Below are 21,156 nucleotides of genomic sequence, written 5' to 3'. Positions count from 1 at the left end.
GGCGCCGTGAAAGGGACGCAAGCTTACCCCAGGCGCCCTTGGCGCCGCAGCCTAGTAGGTCTCGGCCGTCTCCACCGCGACTGGACGTCGCGGCCGATACTGCGCCTGGGCCAGTTCGGGCTCCTGCATCGCCGTGGGTGCGCGCATGCCGGTGGCCAGGAAGGGCACCATCAGCCGCAGCACCTGGTCGGTGTGGGTATCGACGCCGAAGTCGTTTTCACCAATTGCCCGCAGCGCCTTGATGCCGGACATGCTGAACACCGCCGCGCCCAGCATGAAGTGGGCACGCCAGAACAGCTCCAGCGGCGGAATCTCGGGCACGGCTCTATTCACCAGTAGCAGGAAGCGGCGGAAGGCCCGGCCATAGGTCTGCTCGAGGTATTTGCGCAAATGGCCCTGGCTCTGACTGAACGCCAGGCCCAGCAGGCGCATGAACACCGAGAGGTCGTTGCCGTGCCGAGGCTTGATGGCCAGGGAATGATCCACCAGCAGATTGAGCAACGCCTCCAGGCTCACCTCCTCCCCGTTCTTTGGCTGCCACTGATCCAGATCCCGCTCCAGGTTGAAGCAGAAGGGATCGAGAAAGCGCGAGAACACCGCCTGGATCAGGGCCTTCTTGGAGCCAAAGTGATAGTTGACGGCTGCCAGGTTGACCCCGGCTCGCGTGGTGATGAGTCGCAACGAGGTTTCGGCAAAGCCGCGCTCGGCGAACAGCTGCTCGGCGGCATCCAGAATGCGTTCAACGGTATCCGACTGCGCCATGACCTTCCTCGATAGATGAATTTCCGTTTGAAACATATGTTTCAAACGCTACCGAAGTCAATCGCGGGCTGGTCTGCGAACAGCCATGCGAAGCCCTGGAAGGCACGTCATTCCGTCATTTGAACGCTATTTGCAGCGAATTCGGCCTGTCGTCCGAAGCCAGGGGCAGCGGCCTTGCCTAGCACCCGGAGTTACTGTATATAATCACAGCATCATTAGACGACGCGACGTGCATCATGCTGAAACTGACACCGCGACAAGCCGAGATTCTGGCCTTCATCAAGCGTTGCCTCGAAGCCAATGGCTTTCCGCCTACCCGCGCGGAGATCGCGCAGGAGCTTGGTTTCAAATCGCCGAATGCGGCTGAGGAGCATCTCAAGGCCCTGGCCCGTAAGGGCGCCATCGAGATGACGCCGGGTGCCTCCCGGGGCATCCGCATTCCGGGTCTGGATACGACGCGCAAAGCCGATGAAAGCCTGCCGGTCATCGGTCGGGTGGCTGCCGGCGCGCCCATTCTGGCCGAGCAGAACGTCGAGGAAAACTGTGCCATCAATCCGGCCTTCTTCCAGCCGCGTGCCGACTACCTGCTGAAGGTCAAGGGCATGAGCATGAGAGACGTCGGTATCCTCGATGGCGACCTCCTCGCGGTCCATGTGACCCGTGAGGTGCACAACGGTCAGATCGTCGTGGCTCGGGTGGGCGATGAAGTCACCGTGAAGAGATTCAAGCGCTCGGGCAACCAGGTCACCCTGCTGGCGGAAAATCCCGAGTTCGCCCCTATCGAAGTCGATCTTTCCAGCCAGGAATTCGCCATCGAAGGGTTAAGCGTTGGCGTCATCCGCCGCTAACGTCTAGGGCTGGCCTGCGGGCCAGCCTCTTGTCACCGCCTTTTGCCTTACGCCGAAGTCTTGATCGGGGGTATCTGTTCGCGCTCCGGAAAGCGCTCAAGACCAGGCTGAGCACAGTGACGTCATGTATCCGTGGTACATGACCTCAAGTGGATTTGATCGAGTCGCCTCTAGGAGGTCGCCATGCAATTTCCCCTGATGTTCGATGCACCGCGCTCGTCCGTTCAAGAGCTGGACCTGGCACCTGAGTTCCTGCTGCAGGAACTCACCGCCTTTCTGCCCAAGTCCGGCAAGCCGGCACGGGAGCTGCCAGCCGCTCCGCTGCCGGATACCTTCAGCGAGATGTCCCTGCATGGCAGCCAGGAACAGTGCCTGCAACTGCTGGCCCCCATCCTGCGCCAACTGAGCGACAAGGACGATGCCCGCTGGCTGACCCTGGTCACCCCGCCATCGCTGCTCAGCAATGCCTGGTTGCGCAGCACTCATCTGAATCCGGAACGGGTGCTTCTGCTGCAGACGCCGAGTGCTGCCAAGACGCTGCAACTGGCCTGCGAAGTGCTCCGCAAGGGGCAGAGCCACACGGTGATCAGCTGGCTGCACGACCTGAGCGATGCGGGCAAGCAGCAATTGGCGCGCGCCGCGGCACAGGGCCACAGCCAGAGTCTGAACGTCAGATTCGCGTAGGGAGCAGGCGGCGGGACGGGATGTAGCGGCGGCATTCCAGGGCGGAATGCCGGATCGAGAAAAGAATCAGTGCAGGACGCGCGGTTGATCATCGCGCTGGAGGCTATCGCCTTCGGCCAGTCGACCGGCCATCTGCACACCCAGGTTGAACATGGCCTTGGCCACCTCTATCTGCTGTCCATGCAGGAAATCCTTGGCATCGCTGGAAAACTCCAGGGTAACGAGGGCTTCCTCGTCGTCCGCACGGCGCAACACGATGCGACCATCGGAGAGTTCAACGATTTCCAGGTAGGCAGTAGTCATTCAGTATCTCCACAGCTAAGCGGATAGTGTAACAGCGTGGGGTCTGAGAGGCTGACTTGCCTGAGCCTTTTTCGACGGTCTGCAAGGCCAGCATCCTGGCAGCCTTGGATGAGTTGCTGGTGGAACGGGCCTACCACTCGGTCATGGCACCGCGGAATCTGAGCGCCGTCTGCTTGAGACTTTCGCGCCAGGCTTCCACTTCTTCAAGACCCAGTTCCGGCTCGGCCGGTTCCAGACTGACCGCCTCGATCAGGGCCAGCGTCGGGTCCTGCTTGGGCCGTCGTGGCGCCTGGGGCGGTTGCAGCAGTCGCTGGTATTCGGCGATCAGCCGTGCCAGCCAGGTTTCCGAATTGCCAGCCAACTCGACCAGCTCGCCCATTTCCGGACTGGGCGCCTCGTTCAGGGCTTCGGGTGATAGCAGAACGGCGAGCGACGTGGCCTCCATGGTCGGGTGGCGATAGAAGCCCGCTACCTCCTGACAGAGGCCCAGCAGGGCGCCATGCAGGTGGAACAGACAGGCCTCGCGTTCGGCCATGATGCGGCCCTGGCTTTGCGCGGAAGGCGCCGCCTGAGCTGAGCGCCAGCTTTCCAGGGCCAGACCGGCAAAATAGAGCTTCTGGTTGGTGCGGGTGTAACGCTCGTTAGCCATGCCCTTCTCCTGGAGCCGGCTCACGCCGGCCGCCTGTCTCCTGCCAGAACCCAGGGCTCTAGCGCTTTTCTTCCACCTGCCACTTCTTGCCGTCGTAGAAGGCCTTCCAGCCGGTGGGCTTGCCCTCGACCTCGGTCTGCACGTACTGCTCCTTGGTCTTGCGGCTGAAGCGGATCACCGCCGGGCGACCTTCGGAATCCTTCACCGGAGCACTCAGCAGATAATGGTACTTGGGATCGATCTCGTCGCGATGGGGCAGCAGTTCGCTGACCAACGGCGCACGGGTTTCGCGATTCTTCGGAAAGCCGCTGGCAGCCAGGAACAGCCCCGAAGCGCCGTCACGCAACACATAGGTGTCGTCGACCTTTTCGCAACGCAGCTCCGGCATGGGCACGGCGTCCATTTTCGGTGGTGCGGGCTCGCCATTCTTGAGCAATTTGCGGGTGTTCTTGCAGGCTGGATTGGTACAGCCGAAGAACTTGCCGAAGCGGCCCGTCTTGAGCTGCATCTCGCTGCCGCACTTGTCGCACTCGAGCGATGGACCTTCGTAGCCCTTGATGCGATAGCTGCCTTCTTCGATTTCGTAGCCCGGGCAGTCCGGATTGTTGCCGCAGACGTGCAGCTTGCGATGCTCGTCGATCAGATAGGCGTCCATCGCGGTGCTGCAGATGGGGCAGCGATGCTTGCCGCGCAGAACCAGGGATTCGGACTCGCCCTCGTCGTCGTCGGCGATCTCGTCGCCCGGCACCAGGTTGATGGTGGCCTTGCAGCGTTCCTTGGGCGGCAGGGCGTAGCCGGAGCAGCCCAGGAAGACGCCGGTGGAGGCGGTACGGATCATCATCGGCCGGCCGCAGAGCTGGCAGGGAATGTCCGTCAGGGTCGGCTGATTGGCTCGCATGCCCTTCTCGCCCGCTTCGGCGTATTCCAGCTTCTGCTTGAAATCCCCATAGAATTCGTCGAGCAGATTCTTCCAGTCCCGTTCGCCCTGGGCGACGTTGTCCAGATTGCCTTCCATGTTGGCGGTGAAGCTGAAGTCCATCAAGTTGGCGAAGCTTTCGTTCAACCGGTCGGTGACGATGTCGCCCATCTTCTCGGCATAGAACCGGCGATTGTGCACCGTTACGTAGCCGCGATCCTGGATGGTGGAAATGATGGCGGCATAGGTCGACGGCCGGCCGATACCGCGCTTCTCCAGCTCCTTGACCAGACTGGCTTCGGAGAAGCGGGCCGGCGGCTTGGTGAAGTGCTGGCTGGGATCGAGCTTGACCAGGCCGAGGTCCTCGCCCTGCTTCATCTCGGGCAGGACGTCGTCGTCCCCCGGCTTGCCCTGCTGGGGCAGGACACGGGTGTAGCCGTCGAACTTGAGGATGCGGCCACGGGCACGCAGGTCGAAGTCTCCCGCCGCGGCGGTCACCGTGGTGGACAGGTACTCGGCCGGGGGCATCTGGCAGGCCAGGAACTGGCGCCAGATCAGCTCGTACAGGCGCTCGGCGTCCCGCTCCATGCCCGACAGGCTGTTGGGCTTGACGTTGACGTCGGACGGGCGGATGGCCTCGTGTGCTTCCTGGGCGCCTTCGCGGCTGCCGTAGACGTTGGCCTTTTCCGGCAGGTACTGCTTGCCGAATTCGCTCTCGATATAGCCGCGAGCCATGGCGATGGCATCACCGGACAGGTTGGTCGAGTCGGTACGCATATAGGTGATGTAGCCAGCCTCATAGAGACGCTGGGCCATCATCATGGTCTTCTTCACCCCGAAGCCCAGGCGATTGCTCGCCGCCTGCTGCAGGGTGGAGGTGATGAAGGGCGCCGAGGGCCGGCTGCTGGTCGGCTTGTCTTCACGCTTGGCGATGCGATAGCCGGCCTTCTCCAGCTTGGCCAGCGCGGCCTTGGCCTGGGCCTCGTTCAACGGCTTGAAAGCTTCACCCTTCTCGCGCACCACCTCGAAGCGCACCTGATCCTTTTTCGGGGTGGCGAGGTCGGCGTGGATTTCCCAGTATTCCTCGGGGACGAAGGCGCGGATCTCACGTTCGCGCTCCACGACCAGCTTGACCGCAACGGATTGCACCCGACCAGCGGACAGGCCACGGGCGATCTTCGACCACAGCAGCGGCGAGACCATGTAACCGACCACGCGGTCCAGGAAGCGACGGGCCTGCTGGGCGTTGACGCGGTTGATATCCAGCTCGCCGGGCTGGGAGAAGGCCTCCTGGATGGCCTTCTTGGTAATTTCGTTGAAGACCACGCGCTTGTAGCGCGAGTCATCGCCACCGATGGCTTCCCGCAGGTGCCAGGCAATGGCCTCCCCTTCGCGGTCCAAGTCGGTTGCGAGATAGACGGTGTCGGCGTCCTTGGCCAGACGGCGCAGTTCCTCGATCACCTTTTCCTTGCCAGGCAGGATCTCGTAGTGCGCCTTCCAGCCGTGTTCGGGGTCGACGCCCATGCGGGTGAAGAGCTGGCGCCGGGCCTTTTCCTTGGGTGACAGCGCGGGCGCCTCGGCGGCGGTCTTGCGCGTCTTGGCGGCGGGCTCCTTAGCGGTGCCGGCGCCGCTGGTGGGAAGGTCGCGGATATGGCCGATGCTCGACTTCACCACGTACTGGTTACCCAGATACTTGTTGATGGTCTTGGCCTTGGCCGGGGATTCCACGATGACCAGCGATTTACCCATGGGAGAGTCAGATTCCTGCTTGAAAGCGGTGAGCGAGCGAAAGGCGAGCGCCGGGACGGCGGATGGAGGACCAGAACGACTTCAGTCTGGTGCGCCGGGGGCGGTCGGCCAACGCGGCACCGCTATATATAGTGGCGATGTCGGCAAGGTCAAGGCTGGGGCGTGGTATCCAGACCCAGGGGATCGGCTTCGACGCTGATCAGCGCGAAGCGCGGCACCTGCTCGCCATCCACCTGGACGCTCTCGCGAAACATGCTCAAGGGCCGCGCCCACAGACCGTATTCGCCGTACAGCGCCTGATAGATGACCAGCTCTTCCTCGGTCTCCGAATGCCGGGCCACGCCCAGTACTCGATATTGCTGACCCTTGTAGTGCCGGTAGAGTCCCGTCTGCAATGCCATGTTCCACCTCGAAAAAAGAAAACCGGGGCAGCCCTGGGGGCGCCCCGGTCGGATGACGCACGCCGCGGATCAGCGCAGGCGTTCGAACACCGTGGTGATGCCCTGGCCGAGACCCACACACATGGTAGCCAGGCCGAAGGTGCCGTCATTCTGTTTCATGACATTTAACAGCGTGCCTGAAATTCTGGCGCCAGAGCAACCGAAGGGGTGACCCAGGGCGATGGCGCCCCCGTGCAGATTGACCTTTTCCTCCATCTTGTCGAGCACCTTGAGGTCCTTGAGCACCGGCAGGGCCTGGGCCGCAAAGGCTTCGTTGAGCTCGATGAAATCGATGTCGGCGATGGTCAGGCCAGCGCGCTTGAGGGCCTTCTGCGAAGCCGGGACCGGACCGTAGCCCATGATCGCCGGATCCACGCCGGCCACGGCCATGGAGCGGATTTTGGCCAGCGGCTGCAGGCCCAGGTCCTGGGCGCGCTGGGCCGACATGACCAGCATGCAGGAGGCGCCGTCGGTGATCTGCGAGGAGGTGCCGGCGGTCACGGTACCACCCTTGGGGTTGAACGCCGGCTTCAGGGCAGCCAGGCCTTCAAGGGTGGTTTCCGGACGGATGGTCTCGTCATGGCTGAAGACCTTGAGGAAGCCGTTCTCGTCGTGACCTTCTAGGGGAATGATCTCGTCCTTGAACTTGCCTTCCTGGGTCGCCTTCCACGCCAGCTGATGAGAGCGGTAGCCGAACTGGTCCTGGGCCTCGCGGGTGATGCCGTGCATCTTGCCCAGCATCTCGGCGGTCAGGCCCATCATGCCGGAGGCCTTGGCGGCGTGCAGCGACAGCTGGGGGTTCGGATCGACGCCGTGCATCATGCCGACATGGCCCATGTGTTCCACGCCGCCGACGACGAAGACGTCGCCGTTGCCAGTCTGGATCGCCTGGGCGGCGGTGTGCAGGGCGCTCATGGAGGAGCCGCACAGCCGGCTCACCGTCTGGGCGCCGCTGGTATGGGGGATGCGGGTCAGCAGCGAGGCCATGCGGGCGATGTTCCAGCCCTGCTCCAGGGTCTGGTTGACGCACCCCCAGATCACGTCTTCCACCTCGGCCGGGTTGACCTGGGGATTACGGTCAAGGACTGCGTCGATCAGCCGCGCGGACAGGGTCTCGGCGCGGGTGTTGCGGTGCATGCCGCCCTTGGAACGGCCCATGGGCGTGCGGGCGAAGTCGACGATGACGACGTCTCTCGGATTCAGACTCATTTCTTTACTCCAGGCTCAACCGAAGAAGCGTTGGCCAGCGGCGGCCATTTCGCGGAGTTTGGGGGTCGGGTGGTACAGCGGCCCGAGGTCGGCGTACTTGTCGGCCATGGCGACGAATTCGGCCACGCCCAGGCTATCGATGTAGCGCAGCGCACCGCCACGGAAGGGTGGGAAGCCAATGCCGTAGATCAGGCCCATGTCGGCCTCGGCGGCGCTGTCGACGATGCCGTCTTCCAGGCAGCGCACGGCTTCCAGGCACAGCGGTACCATCATCCGCTCGACGATTTCCTCGTCGGTGAATTCACGCTGTTCGTAGGTGACCGGTGCCAGCACCTCGGCCACGGCCGGATCGGCGACCTTCTTCGGCTTGCCCTTCTTGTCGGTCTCGTAGACATAGAAGCCCTTGCCGTTCTTCTGGCCGAAGCGCTGGGCTTCGTAGAGGGCGTCCACAGCAGTCTTGCGACTTTCCTTCATGCGCTCGGGGAAACCCTCGGCCATGACGTCGCGGGCGTGGTGGGCGGTGTCCATGCCGACCACGTCCATCAGGTAGGCCGGACCCATGGGCCAGCCGAATTTTTCCATCAACTTGTCGACGCGCTGGAAATCGGCACCCTGGGCCAGCAGCGCGGCGAAGCCGCCGAAGTATGGGAAGAGGATGCGGTTGACCAGGAAGCCGGGGCAGTCGTTGACCACGATGGGGTTCTTGCCCATCTGGCGGGCGTAGGCCACGGTGGTGGCGATGGCCCTTTCGCTGGTCTTCTCGCCGCGGATCACCTCGACCAGGGGCATCATGTGCACCGGGTTGAAGAAGTGCATGCCGCAGAAGTTTTCCGGACGCTTGAGCGCCTGGGCCAGGAGGCTGATGGAAATGGTGGAGGTGTTGGAGGTGAGGATGGCGTCCTCGCGTACCTGGCCTTCCACTTCGGCCAGCACGGCCTGCTTGACCTTGGGATTCTCGACCACCGCCTCGACCACCAGGTCGACGCTCTTGAAGTCGCCATAGGACAGGGTCGGCCGGATGCGATTGAGCGCCTCGGCCATCTTCACCGGCTCCAGGCGGCCCTTCTCGACACGCTTGTTGAGCAGCTTGCTGGCTTCGCTCAGGCCCAGCTCCAGGGCTTCGTCGCGAATGTCCTTCATCAGGATCGGCGTGCCCTTGAGCGCGGACTGGTAGGCGATGCCACCGCCCATGATGCCGGCGCCCAGGACGCTGGTCAGCTTGACCGGAGCGGCCTGCTTTTCCAGCACCTTGGCCTTGCGCTTGAGCGCCTGGTCATTGAGGAACAGCCCGACCAGGCTGGCGGAGACCGAAGTCTGGGCCATCTTGGCGAAGCCGGCGCCTTCGACTTCCAGGGCCTTGTCGCGACCGTAGTTGGCGGACTTCTGGATCGCCTTGATGGCTTCCAGCGGCGCCGGATAGTGCGGCCCGGCCTGGCTGGCGACGAAACCCTTGGCCGACTCGAAGGCCATCATGGCTTCGATGGCATTGAGCTGCAGCTTCTCCAGCTTCGGCTTGCGCTTGGCGCGGTAGTCCAGCTCACCGGCGGCGGCGCGGCGGACCAGGTCCAGCGCCGCGTCGAACAGGTGCTCGGGCGCGACCACGGCATCGGCCACACCGACCTTGAGCGCGGTGGCGGCGTCGTTTTCCTTGCCGGAGGCGATCCACTCGATGGCGTTGTCGCTGCCTATCAGGCGCGGCAGGCGGACGGTGCCGCCCCAGCCCGGATAGATGCCCAGCTTGACTTCGGGCAGGCCGATGCGCGCGGCGGTGCTCAGCACCCGGTAGTCGGCGGCCAGGGTCATCTCGCAGCCGCCACCCAGGGCGATACCGCCCACGGCGGCCACGGTAGGTACCGGCAGGTCCTCGAAGTCGTTGAAGATGCGATTGATCTCGGCGATGCCGGCCTGCAGCTCTTCGGTCGGCCGGCCGAACATCTCGACGAATTCGGTGATGTCGGCGCCGACGATGAAGACGTCCTTGCCACTGGTGACGATGACGCCGCGCAGTCCGGCATGGGCTTTCAGGGCATCCACGGCCTGGCGGAATTCACGCAGGGTGATGGCGCTGAACTTGTTGACCGATTCGCCTTGGAGGTCGAAGCGAAGTTCGGCGATGCCGTCCTCCACGTCGCGCACCGAAAGGGCTTTGCCTTCGAAAATCATCAGCGGGTCTCCCTTGAGTCCTGGTCGCAAGGCGGGCGGCAGCTTCGGATGGAAGCCGAAAGTCGCCAGCCCCGATATTGTTCTGTGGAGGGCACCGGCCGGGCCGGGGCGAAAATTCATACAACCGTTTGAACGGCTCGCACAACCTTCTGGCAAAAGCGCGCTCTTGTCAATTGGGACACAAGGGAAAGCGGCGGGTATTCGAACGACGGGTGCTTGAGCTTGCCGCGCTTCTGTGCAAGATAGCCGTGGAGCTATCCCCGACTCCTGGAGTCGAAACTACAAGTGGGCGAGCGTCTGCCTGAACAGTTGTCGAGCGAAAGCCGGTTCTGTTCGGCCAGAACCTGAAGCCCGCGAATCGAGCGCCAGCCATGGTATGGCCTGGCGCCCCATCATGAAGGAGAGATGTGTATGGCCTACCAACACATATTGGTTGCTGTCGACCTGACCGATGATTGCCAGCCGGTAATCCGTCGCGCCGTGGCCCTGGGTCAGTGCTGTGGCAGCAAGGTGTCCCTGGTGCACGTGGTCGAGCCTATGGCCATGGCCTTTGGCGGTGATGTGCCCATGGATCTGTCGTCGCTGCAGCAGCAGCAGATCGAGCAAGCTCGCGAGCGGCTGGATGGTTTCACTACCCAGTATGCCGAGCTGGCCGGCAACTGCGTGCTGGCCTACGGGCAACCGCGTCAGGAGATTCACCGCATGGCCAAGGAGCAGGGCTGCGACCTGATCGTGGTCGGCAGCCATGGTCGTCATGGTCTGGCCCTGCTGCTGGGCTCAACGTCCAACGACCTGCTGCACGGCGCGCCCTGCGATACCCTTGCGGTGGCCCTGAACAAAGACAAGGCCTAAAAGCCTGCTCAAAGTCTGCTGCGCGTCGGCCAAACTGCGTTGAAAATGGCCTGAGTCGCCAGCCCGGTCGGAATGCTCATTTACCACTCGTAAACTCGAGCGCGAGCCCGGTCCGCTTCCTCAGCCATTTTCGTGGGGCCGCCTAGGCCTTGTTTGTCTCTAGCTCGCGAGACTTTGAACGGACTCCAAGCCCGCGGCCGGGTTGGATCACTCCAACTCGGCCCAGCGCTCGATGAGGCGATCCAGTTCCGCTTGCAACGCCTCCATGCGGGCAAGCTTGCCGCGGCTGACCTCGGCAGGTAGCTGATAGAAACCCGGATCGGCGATGGCCGTCTGCAAGGCCTCCAGCTCGATCTCCGCGGTCTCGATGGCAGCTGGAAGAGCGTCCAGCTCGCGCTGCTCCTTGTAACTGAGCTTGCGCTTGGCTGGCGCGGCTGTAGCAGCCACGGGAGTGGCGACCGGCGCAGGTTCACCCTTGCTAGCCGGTTGTGCCGACTTGCCGTCTTCACGGGTCTGCACACCCAGCAGACGTGGCGAACCGCCCTGGCGCAGCCAGTCGTGATAGCCGCCGACGTATTCCTGTACCCGCCCTGCCCCTTCGAACACCAGGGTGCTGGTCACCACGTTATCGAGGAAGGCCCGGTCGTGGCTGACCATCAGCACGGTGCCCTCGAAACTCAGCAACACCTCTTCGAGCAGTTCCAGGGTCTCGACGTCGAGATCATTGGTCGGTTCGTCCAGCACCAGCAGGTTGGCAGGCTTGCTGAACAGCTTGGCCAGCAACAGCCGGGCCCGCTCACCACCGGACAGCGCCTTGACCGGCGTACGGGCACGCTGCGGACTGAACAGGAAGTCCCCCAGGTAGCTCAGTACGTGGCGATCCTGGCCATTGATGGTGATGAACTCGCGACCCTCGGCGAGGTTGTCGATCACCGTCTTTTCCGGCTCCAGTTGCAGGCGCAGCTGGTCGAAGTAGGCGATCTCCAGCTTGGTGCCGTACTGGATCTTGCCGGCGGTGGGCTGCAGGTCACCCAGCAGCAGCTTGAGCAGGGTGGTCTTGCCCGAGCCGTTGGGGCCGAGCAGACCGATACGATCGCCGCGCTGGATCATCAGGGTCAGGTCGCGGATCAATGGCTCGCCGCCAGGATGGGCATAGCTCATGTGCTCGGCGAGGATGACCTGCTTGCCTGACTTGTCGGCCGTTTCCAGCAGGAGATTGGCCTTGCCCTGGCGTTCGCGTCTCTCGCTACGCTCGTTGCGCATGGCCTTGAGGGCTCGGACGCGGCCTTCGTTGCGGGTACGTCGGGCCTTGATGCCCTGGCGGATCCAGACCTCTTCCTGGGCCAGGCGCTTGTCGAACAGCGCATTGGCGGTCTCTTCCGCCGCCAGCTGCTGCTCCTTGTGCACCAGGAAGCTGGCGTAGTCGCCCTGCCAGTCGATCAGGTTGCCACGATCCAGTTCGAGGATGCGGGTGGCCAGGGCCTGGAGGAAGGCACGGTCGTGGGTGATGAACAGCACGGCGCCGGGATAGCCGCGCAGGGCGTCTTCCAGCCAGGCGATAGCGCCGATGTCCAGGTGGTTGGTGGGTTCGTCGAGCAGCAGCAGATCGGGCTCGGCCACCAGGGCCTGGGCCAGCAGCACGCGCCGCCGCCAGCCACCGGAGAGTTCGGCGAGGGTCTTTTCCGCCGGCAGCTGCAGCCGGCTCAGGGTGCTTTCCACCAGTTGCTGCAGGCGCCAGCCATCACGGGCCTCCAGCTCCTGCTGGACGTGCATGAGGCGCTCCATATCCAGTTCACCGCTGGTGTCCTGGGTCAGGTGGTGATACTCGGCGAGCAGCTCGCCGACGCCCGCGAGGCCGGCGGCCACCACGTCGAACACCGAGCGGTCGTCGGCGCGCGGCAACTCCTGCGGCAGCTCGCCGATCTTCAGCGCCGGGGCGCGCCAGACCTCGCCATCGTCGGCCTGCTGCTCACCCTTGACGATGCGCAGCAGGCTGGATTTGCCGGTACCGTTGCGGCCGATGATGCATACCCGCTCGCCCCGTTCGATCTGCCAGGACACCCCGTCCAGCAAGGGGGTGACGCCAAAGGCCAGGGATACGTTGGTGAACTTGAGCAGCGCCATGGGTTTCTCCGCGAAAAAGGCCAACCAGTCTAGCAGAGACGCCTACCCCGGCGCCGGTCGACGCGAGCCGGCGAAACGTCCGGACCGCCCGACGGCAGGCCATGGCCAACGCTTTCGCCGCCTGGCGCCGGCACGTAAGCTAGACTGCCCCGTGACGGTCGGCCGCCTGCCCTGCGTAGCGCGCGCCACCCCCTCCGCATCCAGCTTTTACGGAATTCCCATGCGCGGTCGCCTGTTCGTCATCCTGCCCCTGCTCCTCGCTCCCCTGATCGGCTCCACCACTTCGCAAGCCGCTCCCCTGGAGCAGCAGCGGCAACTCTACGACCAGGCCAAGGCGGCGCTGGACCGGGGCGACGCCAGTGTCTACCTGGCCAATCGCGGCGACTTGCGCACCTATCCGCTGGAGCCTTACCTGGCTTACGACGAGCTGATCAAGCGCGTTCCTGGCGCCAGCGATGCCGAGATCGAGACCTTTCTCGCCGAGCATGGCGATCTGCCGCAATCCAACTGGCTGCGGCTGCGCTGGCTGCGCAGCCTGGCCGATCGCGGCGACTGGAATCGCTTCGAGAAATACTATTCGCCCGACTACAACTTCACCGAGCTGGACTGCCTGCACGGCCAGTACCTGATCGCCCAGGGCAATGCCAGCGAGGGCTTCAAGCTGGCGGAAAAGTACTGGCTGGTGGGCAAGGCTCAACCGACCAGCTGCGATGGCCTGTTCCAGGCCTGGGCGGCGCGCGGCCAGCTCACCGAGGAGCGGGTCTGGGAACGCGCCAAACTGGCCGCCGACAAAGGCGAGTACGGCCTGGTGCGCACCCTCTCCGCCCAGTTGCCGACCCTGTCCGGCCAGGCCCAGCGGCTGATCGACGTAGCCCAGAAGCCCCAACAGATCGCCAATGTCCAGGCCTTCGCCCCGGCCAGCGAAAGCCTCGCCGACGTGGTCGGCCTGGGACTGCGCAAACTGGCCCGCCAGGACCCGGAACAGGCCATGGGCCTGCTCGAGGTCTACAGCCAGCGCATGCCCTTCACCCGCGACGAGAAGGTGGCCATCGCCCGCCAGATCGGCCTGACCCTGGCCAAGAACTTCGATCCGCGCGCCCTGCCGCTGATGGAGCGCTACGATCCCGAGCTGCGTGACGACGACGTCAGCGAATGGCGCGCCCGACTGCTCCTGCGCCTGGGCCGCTGGAGCGATGCCCATGCCCTGATCGAGCGCTTCCCACCGAGCCTGGCCAAGGCCAATCGCTGGGAATACTGGCGCGCCCGCACCCTGGAGCTGATGCAACCGCAGAGTCCGCAGGTGCTGCGCGAATACGCCGAGGTCAGCCGTGAGCGTGACTACTACGGCTTCCTCGCCGCCGACCGCAGCAAGGCGCCCTATCAGCTCAACAACAAGCCACTGATGCTCAGCGACGCGCTCAAGCGCAAGGTGCGCAACACGCCTGGCGTGCAGCGTGCCCTGGAGTTCATCGCCCGCGGCGAGCCGATCAATGCCCGCCGCGAGTGGTTCTATGTCAGCCGGCACTTCAACCGTGACGAACTGGTCGCCCAGGCCCGCATGGCCTACGACATGCAGTGGTACTTCCCGGCAATCCGCACTATCAGCCTCGCCAAGTACTGGGACGACCTGGACATCCGCTTCCCCATCGCCTATCGGGAAAGCTTCGTGCGCGAGGCCCAGACCCGCGGCCTGCACAGCAGCTGGGTGTTCGCCATCACCCGCCAGGAGAGCGGCTTCATGGCCGATGCGCGCTCCGGCGTGGGCGCCATAGGATTGATGCAGTTGATGCCGGCCACCGCCAGCCATACCGCCAGCAAGTTCGCCATTCCCCTGGCCTCGCCGCAGCAGGCGCTGACCCCGGAAAAGAACATCCAGCTGGGCACCGCCTATCTCTCCATGGTCCATGCCCAGTTCAACGGCAACCGCGTATTGGCCTCGGCCGCCTACAACGCCGGGCCGGGCCGGGTGAAGCGCTGGCTGAGCGGCGCCCGCCACCTGGCCTTCGATGTCTGGGTGGAGACCATTCCCTTCGACGAGACGCGGCAATATGTGCAGAACGTGCTGGCCTATGCGGTGATCTACGGGCAGAAGCTCAATTCGCCGCAACCCCTGGTGGACTGGAACGAGCGCTTCTTCGACGAGACCTGAGCGCCCGCCGGCTAGTCCGGCCATCAACATAGCGGACTCGAACGCCTGGCGAGTCCGCTGCACAACCGCTCTCCAGAGCTCTTCTGCCGTCCCGCCATGGCTTCCGGCACCGTTCAGGGGTAGGCGACGGCTGCGCAAACGAGCGCCACCCCCTATACTGCAGCCCCTTTTTTTCCGCTATTGAACCGGAGAAACCCATGCTCAAGCGTTCGCTGGCCCTGGCAGCAGGCCTGGCCCTGTCCCTGACGTCCCTGCTCTCCCACGCCGCCGACGAATTGCGCGTCTCGGCCATTCCCGACGAGGCCCCCACCGAGCTGATCCGCAAGTTCAAGCCGCTGGGTGAATACCTGCAGCAGCGTCTGGGCATGCCCGTCAAGTTCGTGCCGGTATCCGACTATGCCGGCGTGGTGGAAGCCATGGCGTCGGATCGGCTGGACATGGCCTGGTTCGGTGGCTTCACCTTCGTCCAGGCGCAGCGCAAGGCGCCGATGAATCCCCTGGTGCAGCGCGAAGAAGATCAGCAGTTCACCAGCAAATTCATCACCGCCGACCCAGCCGTGAAGAGCCTGCAGGACCTCAAGGGCAAGACCTTCGCCTTTGGTTCGGTCTCCTCCACCTCGGGCAGCCTGATGCCACGCTACTTCATGCAGAAGGACGGCATCGTCCCTGAACAGTTCTTCTCGCGGGTAGCCTATTCCGGCGCCCATGATGCCACCGTTGCCTGGGTCGCGGCCGGCAAGGCCGATGCCGGGGTGCTCAACGCCTCGGTGTGGAAGAAGCTGGTCGACGCCGGCAAGGTCGACACCAGCAAGGTGCGGGTGATCGCCACCACCCCGACCTATTACGACTACAACTGGACGGTGCGGGGCAATCTGGATCCGCAACTGGCGGCCAAGATCAAGCAGGCCTTCCTCGACCTGGACCCGGCCAAGCCGGCGGACAAGGCGATCCTCGACCTGCAGGCGGCCAGCCGCTTCGTGCCGACTTCGCCGGACAACTACAAGAGCATCGAGGCTTCCGCCCTGGCAGCCGGCCTGCTCAAGTGAGTCTCGCCCTCAGGGGCGTGACGCTGGTACACGCCGACGGCTCGCCTGCCCTGGCCGATCTCGACCTGCACCTGGAACAGGGTGAACAGGTCGCCCTGATCGGCCCGTCCGGTGCCGGCAAGACCAGCCTGCTGCGGCTGCTGGCCACCGGTCTGCGGCCGGTGGCGGGTCAGCTGGAGCTACTCGGGGAAGATCCCTGGACGCTGGGCAACCGCGCACGGCGCCAGCTGCGCGCCCGCATCGGCCTCATTCACCAGGCCCCGCCGCTGCCCGCACGCCAGAGAGTCATCACCGCGGTGCTGGCCGGACGTCTCGGCCAGTGGTCGCTGGCGCGCAGCCTGATCAGCCTGGTGCATCCCCTGGATCGCGACGGCGCCGCCGCCGCCCTGGCGCCGCTGGACCTGGCCGACCGTCTCTACGCCTCCTGCGATCAGCTGTCCGGTGGCCAGTTGCAGCGCATCGGTATCGCCCGGGCGCTCTACCAGCGGCCGCAGCTGCTGCTTGCCGACGAACCCGTGTCGGCCATGGACCCGGTGTTGGCCGGTCACACCCTGGAGGTACTGCGCGACACCGCCGGGCGCCAGGGCACCACCCTGGTCACCAGCCTGCACAATGTGGAGCTGGCGCTGCAGCGCTTTCCGCGCATCCTCGGCCTGCGCGCCGGCAGGCTGCTGTGGGACAAGCCCGCCAGCGCGGTGAGCGAGGCCGATCTCGCGGCGCTCTATGCCAATGACGGCCTGAGCACCACCCTATCGCCCGCCGCGCCGACTCCGGCCGAGACGCCGCTCGATCTGCCACGATGCTGAATCCGCCTCGTCGGGACCCCGCTGCCCGGCCCCGCCTGCTGCTCACCCTGCTGGCCCTGGTGCTGGCCTGGCCGACGCTGCGCCTGGCGGAATTCGATCTCTTCGGACTCTTCACCGGCGACAACGCCCGCACCATGGGCAACTTTCTCGCCGGCTTCTGGCCACCGGCCCATGACGCCGACTTTCTCGCCGTGCTGGGGCGCGCCACCCTGGAAACCCTGGCCATCGCCACCCTGGGCATGGCCCTGGCGGCACTGATCGCCCTGCCCGCCGCCCTGCTGGCCACCCGCGCGCTGTCGATCTCCGCCCTGCCCCGCGCCGGTCGCCCCGGTCGGTTGCCGCGCCTGCTCCGCGGGCTGGTCCGCGGGGTACTGATCGTCCTGCGCAGCGTGCCGGAGATCGTCTGGGCGCTGCTATTCGTCCGCGCCGTTGGCCTAGGCCCCACGGCGGGGGTACTGGCCATCGCCATCACCTACGGCGGCATGTTGGGCAAGGTCTATGCGGAGATCTTCGAATCGGTCGATCCACGCCCAGCGCGGGCCTTGCTGCTGCAGGGCGCCGGTCGCCTGCAGGCCTTCGTCTATGGCGTGCTGCCCAATGCCGCGGGCGAGATGATTTCCTACAGTGTCTACCGCTGGGAGTGCGCCATCCGCGCTTCGGTGGTGATGGGCTTCGTCGGCGCTGGCGGCCTCGGCCAGCAGGTGGACCTGTCGCTGCGCATGTTTGCCGGTGGCGAGGTGGCCAGCCTGCTGCTGACCTTCCTGGTACTGGTGCTGCTGGCCGATGTGCTGAGCCGGCTGCTGCGCCAGGTGGAACGCGGCCGGGCCGGCGGCCGCGGGCTGTTGACGGTGGTGGCGATGGGCACCGCCCTGCTGGCTTCCATCAGCTACCTGGGCACGGCCTTCGGCGAATTGCTGAGCGCCCGCGCCCTGGGTCAGATGGGTAGCTTCCTGGCCGATTTCCTCAAGCCGGATTTCTCCGTCGTCCAGCTGTCGGCCGTGGTCCGGGGCGCTGTGGAAACCCTGGCGATGTCGGCCCTGGGTACCCTGCTCGCCGGACTGCTGGGGCTGCTGCTGGCCTTGCCGGCGGCCGGCCGCTTCGGCTTGGCCGCCCTGGCGCTGGCGCGACTGCTGCTCAACGCTCTGCGTGCTGTTCCTGAACTGGTCTGGGCGGCACTGATGGTGCTGGCCGCCGGACTCGGCCCCAACGCCGGCACCCTGGCTCTGGCCCTGCACACCGCCGGGGTACTTGGCCGATTGTTCGCCGAAGCCCTGGAAAACACCCCCAAGGCACCGGCCGAGGCCATCCGCCTAGCCGGCGGCGGCGCGCTGACGGCCTTTCTCTACGGCACCCTGCCGGCGGTCTGGCCGCAGTTGCTGGCCTATCTGCTCTATCGCTGGGAAAACAACATCCGCATGGCCAGCATCCTTGGCTTCGTCGGCGCTGGCGGCCTGGGGCAGCAGCTGTACTTCAGCCTGAGCCTGTTCCAGCAGGCCCAGGCCGCCACCGTGATCCTCGGCATGCTGGTGCTGGTGCTGGGCGTGGATCTGCTGAGCAACTGGGCAAGGCAGCGCTGGGTGGTGCGCTGAGCCAAGCCCTAGCGGATTTCCGGTAGCAGCAACTCCGGCAACTGGGCCAGGAAGGCGGCCTCGTCGTCGAGCTGGCGCAGGTCCAGCCAGAGGGCATCGGCGTCGATGCGTCCCACCACCGGGATGGGCAGTTGACGCAAGGCTTCTTCCAGCTGCCGCAGGGCGCGGCCGCGCAAGCGCTTGCTGACCTGAGGGCGGCAGCACAGCGCCGCACCGGGTAGCCGTGCCACTGGCTGGGCGCCGCTGCCGATCATGCCCAATGCCGGTTCCACGCTTACCGCATAGGTCGCGCCCAGGACGGCGGCGAAGGCTGGCAGCAGGCACTCGGCCTGGGCGGTGATGTCAGCTGCCGGGCGAGATAGCAGACGCAGGCTGGGCAGCCGCTCGGCCAAGCGATCCGGATCGCGATAGAGCGCCAGGGTCGCCTCCAGGGCGGCCAGGGTCAGCTTGTCTACCCGCAGGGCGCGTTTGAGCGGATTCTTCTTGATGCGCTCGATGAGGTCGCGCCGGCCGACGATGAGGCCACACTGGGGTCCGCCAAGCAGCTTGTCGCCACTGAAGGTCACCAGGTCCGCGCCATCGCGCAGGGCCTGCTGCACCGTGGGTTCGGCGGGCAGGCCCCAGCGGGTCAGGTCCACCAGGGTGCCGCTACCCAGGTCTTCCAGCAGCGGAACCTCATGGGCGCGGGCGATGGCGGCCAGCTCGGGGGTGGCGACGCTGGCGGTGAACCCCTGGACGCTGTAGTTGCTGGTGTGCACGCGCATCAGCAGCGCGGTACGCGGCCCGATGGCCGCCTCGTAGTCGCGGGCATGGGTGCGATTGGTGGTGCCCACTTCCACCAGCTTGACCCCGGCGCGGGCCATGATGTCGGGAATGCGGAAGGCGCCACCGATCTCGATCAGCTCGCCACGGGACAGCACCCCTTCCTTGCGTGCGCCTATGGCATGCAAGGCCAGCAGGACCGCCGCGGCGTTATTGTTGACCACGGTCACCGCCTCGGCGCCGGTCAGTTCGCGTACCAGGTCGGCCACCAGGTCGTCGCGATCGCCGCGCTTGCCGGTGGCCAGGTCGAATTCCAGATTCATCGGCTGACGCGCGGCCTCGGTCACCGCGGCGATGGCCTCTTCCGCCAGCAGGGCCCGCCCCAGGTTGGTGTGCAACACCGTGCCGGTGAGGTTGAACACCCGCCGCACCCGCGGCTGACTGCTCAGCGCCAGGCGCTCGCCCAGGCGTCCGGCCAGGACGCCCTCCTCCACCTCCACGGCGGCCAGGGTGCCCGCTCTCAAGGCCTCGCGCAGATCGTCCAGCAGGGACCGGTAGCCGCCAAGCACCTGCTCGCGACCGTGCCGCTCCTCCAGCGGACGCGAAGCGGGATGGCGCAGCAGGCGGTCGATGGATGGCAGGCGGATGGCGGTCATGAAAGCCTCTTGGGTCGAGTCGACCCCCAGTGTAGCCCGAACCCAAGACGGGTCGACCAGGGTGCTGGCAGACCCAAGGAGCTGCCGCAGGCGCCGCCAGCCATGACCGCAGGCGGCTGGGCCCAGACCTCGGCCGTCTGGAAATGACCCCCGGGTTCCCGGTTTGCCGCGTGCCAGAGCCCATCCTAGGATGGAAATCGAGTGCTTGCCCGACCGTCCGCCCACGACGCCGACGGCAGCGCCCTGGCCACCACGTCCACCGCCTTCGACAACAACAAAGGTGCCGTCATGTCCAAGAAAACCTCCCTCTGGGCCAGCGATGGCCTGTTCGACCACAGCGACATCGTCAGCCTCGGCAACTTCACCTATGTGCACACGCTGAAGAGTGCCGAGGTCGCGCCGCTGCAGCAGACCGCCTCGTCCAGCACCCCCACCGTCAGCGAATTTCTCAACGGCGCCATCAGCGAGTACGTGCTGGGTGGCACGCCCGACGGCATGCGGCCCTTCCTGGTCGATGGCCATCAGCTGACATTGCACAACTCGCTCAACGGCGCGACGGCCCACACCTGGATCACCGCCGAGAACCAGGTACTCATCACCTATGCCGGCACCACCCGCGGCGAGAACCTGCTGATCGATCCCCTCTCCACCGCCGGTGGCCTTCTGAGCGATCTGCAGATCCTCGGCCAGCAGGTGTCCAGTGCCCAGCGCCAATCACTGGACTTCGCCCACCAGGTGATCGAGGCGGCGGCCAAACAGGGTTATGGCACCCAGGACATCTTCGTCACCGGTCACTCCCTGGGTGGCATCTCGGCGGAATACGTTGCCCAGCAGACCGGTCTGGGCGGCATCAGCTTCGAAGCCTCGGGGATTCCGCGTGACCTGCACGCGGTGGGCCAGGGAGGCAACTTCGTCAACGTGGTCACCCTCGGCGATCCAGTGGCCAACTACAGTTCCGACATCCGTGGCGAGCAACCCTTCGCGCCCAGCTTCGTCAGCCAGGCCGAGGGCGGTGGCAGCCTGCCGCACTATGGCTCGCTGTTCCTGATCGGCGCCCAGGCGGATCAGCAGGACCTGGCCGAGGCGGCGGCCAAGGTGGGCCACCTGTTCAGCGGCGACAACGGCGGCCAGGTCACGCCGGTGGATGCCGCCCTGCATCCGGTCAGCGTCACTGCCGGACTGGCCGAGGCAGTGCGACTGGTCGCCGAATTCCACCTGCCGGCCGCCGAGTACACCAACCTAGGCGTGACACCTACCGGCGGCTTTCTCGATACCCTGCCAGCGCATATAGGCACAGCGCACGGTCCGGTGCTGATGGTCGGCAACTACAGCGTGGCGGAGCTGCAGGCCTTTGCCGAGACCCACGCGACCTTCGGTTAGCCGGCTCGCGGCGGCCTTCTTTCGCCGCCGCGAGAGAACTCCCCCTTGCCGTTCGGGTCTGCCCTCCTA

General features: G+C 65.4%; 17 protein-coding genes and 1 pseudogene. 9 read left to right on the top strand and 9 right to left on the bottom strand.

The genetic code is table 11. From position 1 onward, the window contains the following. Window positions 1-51: 51 nt before the first annotated feature. Complete coding sequence (locus tag ACUCV0_RS05865; RefSeq protein ID WP_313648521.1) at window positions 52-762, bottom strand: TetR/AcrR family transcriptional regulator; 711 nt, start codon at window positions 760-762, stop codon at window positions 52-54. A 236-nt stretch (window positions 763-998) separates the two neighbouring features. Between ACUCV0_RS05865 and lexA the strand changes: the two genes are divergently transcribed. Continuing rightward, entirely contained in the window at window positions 999-1,610 is a 612-nt protein-coding gene (lexA, locus tag ACUCV0_RS05860) for a transcriptional repressor LexA (protein WP_059315859.1), read from the top strand. A gap of 183 nt (window positions 1,611-1,793) precedes the next feature. Next, on the top strand, window positions 1,794-2,294 hold the full coding sequence (sulA, locus tag ACUCV0_RS05855; RefSeq protein WP_059315860.1) for an SOS-induced cell division inhibitor SulA: 501 nt from the start codon (window positions 1,794-1,796) through the stop codon (window positions 2,292-2,294). 66 nt (window positions 2,295-2,360) lie between these two features. Here sulA and ACUCV0_RS05850 read toward each other — a convergent pair whose 3' ends face one another. From ACUCV0_RS05850 to fadB, 6 genes are all read right to left on the bottom strand, one after another. Next, window positions 2,361-2,597 carry a hypothetical protein gene (locus ACUCV0_RS05850; protein ID WP_007162387.1) on the bottom strand — a complete coding sequence of 79 codons (237 nt, stop codon included), beginning with the start codon at window positions 2,595-2,597 and terminating at the stop codon, window positions 2,361-2,363. Between the two features lie 130 nt (window positions 2,598-2,727). After that, window positions 2,728-3,246 carry a DUF6586 family protein gene (locus ACUCV0_RS05845; protein WP_313648520.1) on the bottom strand — a complete coding sequence of 173 codons (519 nt, stop codon included), beginning with the start codon at window positions 3,244-3,246 and terminating at the stop codon, window positions 2,728-2,730. Between the two features lie 58 nt (window positions 3,247-3,304). Next, window positions 3,305-5,911 (bottom strand): type I DNA topoisomerase, encoded by a 2,607-nt coding sequence (gene topA / locus ACUCV0_RS05840; RefSeq protein WP_482212287.1) that lies wholly within the window; start codon window positions 5,909-5,911, stop codon window positions 3,305-3,307. Window positions 5,912-6,060: 149 nt separating this feature from the next. Continuing rightward, a complete protein-coding gene (locus tag ACUCV0_RS05835; protein WP_059315863.1) occupies window positions 6,061-6,312 on the bottom strand; it encodes a DUF1653 domain-containing protein in 252 nt (83 codons plus the stop codon). 69 nt (window positions 6,313-6,381) lie between these two features. After that, complete coding sequence (gene fadA, locus ACUCV0_RS05830; RefSeq protein WP_059315864.1) at window positions 6,382-7,560, bottom strand: acetyl-CoA C-acyltransferase FadA; 1,179 nt, start codon at window positions 7,558-7,560, stop codon at window positions 6,382-6,384. Between the two features lie 15 nt (window positions 7,561-7,575). Then, window positions 7,576-9,723, bottom strand: coding sequence for a fatty acid oxidation complex subunit alpha FadB (gene fadB, locus ACUCV0_RS05825; protein WP_059315865.1), 2,148 nt, complete (start codon window positions 9,721-9,723; stop codon window positions 7,576-7,578). Between the two features lie 411 nt (window positions 9,724-10,134). Between fadB and ACUCV0_RS05820 the strand changes: the two genes are divergently transcribed. Continuing rightward, window positions 10,135-10,575 carry a universal stress protein gene (locus ACUCV0_RS05820; RefSeq protein WP_059315866.1) on the top strand — a complete coding sequence of 147 codons (441 nt, stop codon included), beginning with the start codon at window positions 10,135-10,137 and terminating at the stop codon, window positions 10,573-10,575. Between the two features lie 207 nt (window positions 10,576-10,782). Here the strand turns inward: ACUCV0_RS05820 and ACUCV0_RS05815 are convergent, their stop codons facing one another. Continuing rightward, window positions 10,783-12,699 carry an ATP-binding cassette domain-containing protein gene (locus ACUCV0_RS05815; protein WP_482212286.1) on the bottom strand — a complete coding sequence of 639 codons (1,917 nt, stop codon included), beginning with the start codon at window positions 12,697-12,699 and terminating at the stop codon, window positions 10,783-10,785. A 220-nt stretch (window positions 12,700-12,919) separates the two neighbouring features. On the opposite strand from ACUCV0_RS05815, the gene ACUCV0_RS05810 reads away from it, so the two are divergent. The 5 genes and pseudogenes from ACUCV0_RS05810 to phnE all read left to right on the top strand — a co-directional run bounded on the left by ACUCV0_RS05810 (window position 12,920) and on the right by phnE (window position 18,289). Beyond that, a complete protein-coding gene (locus ACUCV0_RS05810) occupies window positions 12,920-14,848 on the top strand; it encodes a transglycosylase SLT domain-containing protein (protein WP_059315868.1) in 1,929 nt (642 codons plus the stop codon). Window positions 14,849-15,045: 197 nt separating this feature from the next. Next, window positions 15,046-15,894: a putative selenate ABC transporter substrate-binding protein gene (locus ACUCV0_RS05805; protein ID WP_059315869.1), complete on the top strand. Its 849-nt coding sequence runs from the start codon at window positions 15,046-15,048 to the stop codon at window positions 15,892-15,894. Further along, entirely contained in the window at window positions 15,891-16,700 is an 810-nt protein-coding gene (locus ACUCV0_RS05800; RefSeq protein ID WP_271655707.1) for a phosphonate ABC transporter ATP-binding protein, read from the top strand. The genes ACUCV0_RS05805 and ACUCV0_RS05800 overlap by 4 nt, the downstream gene beginning before the upstream one ends. Beyond that, window positions 16,694-17,506 (top strand): annotated as a pseudogene (locus ACUCV0_RS05795) (PhnE/PtxC family ABC transporter permease); the annotation flags it as partial. The gene ACUCV0_RS05800 and the pseudogene ACUCV0_RS05795, both read left to right, overlap by 7 nt. Window positions 17,507-17,557: 51 nt before the next feature. After that, window positions 17,558-18,289 (top strand): phosphonate ABC transporter, permease protein PhnE, encoded by a 732-nt coding sequence (phnE, locus tag ACUCV0_RS05790; RefSeq protein ID WP_237140621.1) that lies wholly within the window; start codon window positions 17,558-17,560, stop codon window positions 18,287-18,289. Window positions 18,290-18,297: 8 nt separating this feature from the next. Here phnE and selA read toward each other — a convergent pair whose 3' ends face one another. Further along, window positions 18,298-19,707, bottom strand: a complete 1,410-nt coding sequence (gene selA, locus ACUCV0_RS05785; RefSeq protein ID WP_482212285.1) for an L-seryl-tRNA(Sec) selenium transferase — start codon at window positions 19,705-19,707, stop codon at window positions 18,298-18,300. 201 nt (window positions 19,708-19,908) lie between these two features. Between selA and ACUCV0_RS05780 the strand changes: the two genes are divergently transcribed. After that, on the top strand, window positions 19,909-21,087 hold the full coding sequence (locus ACUCV0_RS05780) for a hypothetical protein (RefSeq protein ID WP_482212284.1): 1,179 nt from the start codon (window positions 19,909-19,911) through the stop codon (window positions 21,085-21,087). Window positions 21,088-21,156 lie beyond the last annotated feature (69 nt).

The organism is Pseudomonas sp. VMV1, from assembly GCF_056790235.1.
Note: the sequence above shows the minus strand (reverse complement) of the source record. Positions and strands in the feature narration are given on the sequence as shown.

Excerpts from the sequence above, each read along its gene's own strand:
- topA (WP_482212287.1), bottom strand. The coding sequence starts at position 5,911 with ATGGGTAAATCGCTGGTCATCGTGGAATCCCCGGCCAAGGCCAAGACC.
- ACUCV0_RS05820 (WP_059315866.1), top strand. The coding sequence starts at position 10,135 with ATGGCCTACCAACACATATTGGTTGCTGTCGACCTGACCGATGATTGC.
- ACUCV0_RS05845 (WP_313648520.1), bottom strand. The coding sequence starts at position 3,246 with ATGGCTAACGAGCGTTACACCCGCACCAACCAGAAGCTCTATTTTGCC.
- ACUCV0_RS05850 (WP_007162387.1), bottom strand. The coding sequence starts at position 2,597 with ATGACTACTGCCTACCTGGAAATCGTTGAACTCTCCGATGGTCGCATC.
- lexA (WP_059315859.1), top strand. The coding sequence starts at position 999 with ATGCTGAAACTGACACCGCGACAAGCCGAGATTCTGGCCTTCATCAAG.
- phnE (WP_237140621.1), top strand. The coding sequence starts at position 17,558 with ATGGGCACCGCCCTGCTGGCTTCCATCAGCTACCTGGGCACGGCCTTC.
- ACUCV0_RS05815 (WP_482212286.1), bottom strand. The coding sequence starts at position 12,699 with ATGGCGCTGCTCAAGTTCACCAACGTATCCCTGGCCTTTGGCGTCACC.
- ACUCV0_RS05810 (WP_059315868.1), top strand. The coding sequence starts at position 12,920 with ATGCGCGGTCGCCTGTTCGTCATCCTGCCCCTGCTCCTCGCTCCCCTG.
- selA (WP_482212285.1), bottom strand. The coding sequence starts at position 19,707 with ATGACCGCCATCCGCCTGCCATCCATCGACCGCCTGCTGCGCCATCCC.
- ACUCV0_RS05865 (WP_313648521.1), bottom strand. The coding sequence starts at position 762 with ATGGCGCAGTCGGATACCGTTGAACGCATTCTGGATGCCGCCGAGCAG.
- fadA (WP_059315864.1), bottom strand. The coding sequence starts at position 7,560 with ATGAGTCTGAATCCGAGAGACGTCGTCATCGTCGACTTCGCCCGCACG.
- fadB (WP_059315865.1), bottom strand. The coding sequence starts at position 9,723 with ATGATTTTCGAAGGCAAAGCCCTTTCGGTGCGCGACGTGGAGGACGGC.
- ACUCV0_RS05835 (WP_059315863.1), bottom strand. The coding sequence starts at position 6,312 with ATGGCATTGCAGACGGGACTCTACCGGCACTACAAGGGTCAGCAATAT.
- ACUCV0_RS05805 (WP_059315869.1), top strand. The coding sequence starts at position 15,046 with ATGCTCAAGCGTTCGCTGGCCCTGGCAGCAGGCCTGGCCCTGTCCCTG.
- sulA (WP_059315860.1), top strand. The coding sequence starts at position 1,794 with ATGCAATTTCCCCTGATGTTCGATGCACCGCGCTCGTCCGTTCAAGAG.